At 68.6% G+C, this 3,080-nt stretch carries 2 protein-coding genes; one reads left to right on the top strand and one right to left on the bottom strand.

The window, feature by feature from the left end:
* Window positions 1-314: S-adenosylmethionine decarboxylase (locus AABM41_09685; protein MEK6192568.1), on the bottom strand; the 314-nt coding region annotated here is incomplete at its 3' end.
* Window positions 315-422: 108 nt separating this feature from the next.
* Between AABM41_09685 and AABM41_09690 the strand changes: the two genes are divergently transcribed.
* Window positions 423-2,909 carry a putative Ig domain-containing protein gene (locus tag AABM41_09690; GenBank protein ID MEK6192569.1) on the top strand — a complete coding sequence of 829 codons (2,487 nt, stop codon included), beginning with the start codon at window positions 423-425 and terminating at the stop codon, window positions 2,907-2,909.
* The last annotated feature ends 171 nt before the right edge of the window (window positions 2,910-3,080 follow it).

A 3,080-nucleotide genomic window follows, 5' to 3' on the forward strand; every position in this document is an offset into this window, starting at 1 on the left:
CGCGCGCCAAAGGACTGCGCCAGCTCGTTGATCGCCTGCACGCTCCGGAGCCGCGGCGTGCAGGAAAAGATATCGATGTGGATCGTGCCGGTCTCCGGCCAGGTGTGCAGGACCGCGTGCGACTCGCGCAGGATCAGCGCGCAGGTGAGCCCGGTCTTCGGAAACGCGTGGGAGACGGCGTTCACAACCGTCGCGCCGGCCCTGGCGAGCGCGGCGATGAAGAGATCGGCGACCTCGTCGCCACTCAACTCAGAGAGGGCCGCACAGCGCGAGAGGTCGGCGGAAAACGAGACGGGCGAGGCAGTCGCGTCCATGGTGCAGCGACTATAGCGAGCCGCGCGGACGCTGACTGTTCAATATAGAACAGCGCCTTCCCTATTGGCCACGTAGACTGCGAGGTGTTTCTCCAGAAAGGACACGATGTGACGCGCCAACGCCTGGGTCCTGTTGCAAGCGTCGGATTAATCGCGCTGCTCTGCGGGGCCTCTCCGGCATTGGCGCAGTCGCTCGGTTCCGCTCAGAGCTTTGCCGTCGTGGGTGGCACGGCGGTCACCGCCGCCGGCACCGGCACGGTCATTACCGGCGATGTGGGCGTGTCACCCGGCACGTCGATCACCGGCTTTCCCGCAGGGGCCACTGTCGTGCCGCCTTTTGGGACCCACGCGAATGATGGGGCCGCGATTGCCGCGCAGTCGTCGGTCACCTCTCTTTACACGACCCTGGCAGGCACGGGCGGCGCCACGGCCACCGGTCCGGAGCTGGGTGGACTCACGCTGATTCCAGGCACCTATTCATTTACGAGCACGGCCAACATTGCGAGCGGGACAACCCTGAGACTCAGCGGCGCGGGTAACTACATTTTCAAGGTTGGGAGCGCCATCACCGCCAACGTCGGTTCCAGCCTCGTCCTGGAAAACGGCGCCTCCGCGTGCAACGTGTTCTGGCAGGTCACCAGCGCTGCGACGCTCAATGGCGTCACCTTCGCCGGAAACGTCGTGGCGCAGGCTGGTGTGACGTTGGGTGTCGGCGCCGCGCTGACCGGGAGAGCGTTGACGACAGCCGCCGGGGCCGTGACGCTCAGCGGCGGCAACACCGCCGGAGGGTGCAGCAACCCGCCCCCCCCGCCGCCGCCACCGGTGTGCCCACCCATTACGCTGTCCCCGGCGACGCTGCCCAGCGGCACGGTGGGGGTGGCCTACAGCCAGACGATCACGGGAAGCGGCGGCACCGCGCCGTACACCTTTGCGGTCACCAGCGGCACGCTGCCGGGGGGCCTGACGCTCACACCGGCAGGCGTGCTGGCCGGGACGCCGACCAGCGCCGGCACGTCCATCGTCACGATACGCGGGACAGACGCGAACGGGTGTTTCGCGACTGTCACCTATACGATGATCATCGCGCCTGCGTGTCCGGTGATTTCGATCGGTCCGCCTCCGCCCAACGGAACGGTCGGTGTTGCCTACACCCACACGCTCACGGGAAGCGGCGGAACGGCGCCGTACACCTTTACGATCACCGGCGGCACCCTGCCGGCCGGCGTGACGCTCACGCCGGCGGGCGTGCTGGCGGGGACCCCGACCAACGCCGGGTCGTCCAGCGTCACGATCCGCGGAACGGATGCGAACGGCTGTTTCGCCGACACCGCCTACACGATCGTCATCGCGCCCGCCCCGCCGCCGCCGCCGGTGTGCCCGCCCATTACGCTCGCCCCTCCTGTCCTGCCTAACGGCACGGTGGGCGTCGCCTACAACCAGACGATCACGGGGAGCGGCGGAACCGCGCCGTACACCTTTACGGTCACCGTCGGCACGCTTCCGGCGGGCATGACGCTCACACCGACAGGCCTGCTGTCGGGGACGCCGAGCACCGCCGGCACGTCTACGGTCACCATACGCGGGACGGACGCAAACGGGTGTTTCGCGACGCTCCCCTATACGATAATCATTGCTCCCGCCCCGCCACCTCCGCCCGTGTGCCCGCCCATTACGCTCGCCCCCGCCGTGCTGCCAAACGGCACGGTGGGGGTCGCCTACAGCCAGACGATCACGGGAAGCGGCGGCACCGCGCCGTACACCTTTGGCGTGACCGCCGGCGTGCTGCCGGCGGGCCTGATACTGACCTCGGCCGGCCTGCTGTCGGGGACGCCGACCACCGCCGGCACGTCCACCGTCACGATACGCGGGACGGACGCGAACGGGTGTTTCGCGACCCTCCCCTATGCGATGATCGTGGCCGCCGCTCCACCGCCACCCCCGCCGCCGCCGGTGTGTCCGGTGATTTCGATCGGGCCGCCGCCGCCCAATGGCAGGGTGGGCGTTGCCTACACCCATACGATCACGGGAAGCGGCGGAACGGCGCCGTATACGTTTACGCTCACCAGCGGCACGCTGCCGGCAGGTATGACGCTGACGCCCGCCGGCGTGCTGGCGGGGACGCCGACCGCCGCCACCACGTCCAGCGTCACGATACGCGGGACCGATGCGAACGGCTGTTTCGCCGACACCGCCTGGACGTTCGTCATCTCACCGGCGGCGTGTCCGGTCATTACAATTGCCCCGCCGCCGCCCAATGGCACCGTGGGCGTTGCCTACACGCACACGCTCACGGGGAGCGGCGGGACCGGACCGTACACCTTCTTCGTAGCCGCCGGTGCGCTGCCGGCGGGCCTCACCCTGACGGCGGCCGGCGTGATCTCCGGAACGCCGACCACTGCCGGCACCTCCACGTTCACCATCCGGGGGACCGACGCAAACGGGTGTTTCGCGGAAGTCACATTCACGATAACGATCCCCACCCCAGTTCCGACGCTGCCTCAGGCCTTCGTCGTGTTGCTCGGCTTGGGTCTCACCGGGGTCGGGTACCTCCGGCTGCGGAGGCGGGCTCGAGTGTCGCTGACGCGTCGGTCTTAGTCTTGAGTTTTGAGTTATGAGTAGTCACTTACGAACACCCCCACAGGCCGGCCGCGGGTCATGCTCGGCCGCATGATGCCCGGGAAACCGTCCGGCGCGGGCAAGAGCCGCGATCCGCAGGCCTCGCGGGGCTCTACCCGCACTCGCTCTCGGACCGCGTTCAACGCGCAG

The sequence above is a fragment of the Chloroflexota bacterium genome (assembly GCA_038040195.1).
Classification (GTDB): domain Bacteria; phylum Chloroflexota; class Limnocylindria; order QHBO01; family QHBO01; genus DASTEQ01.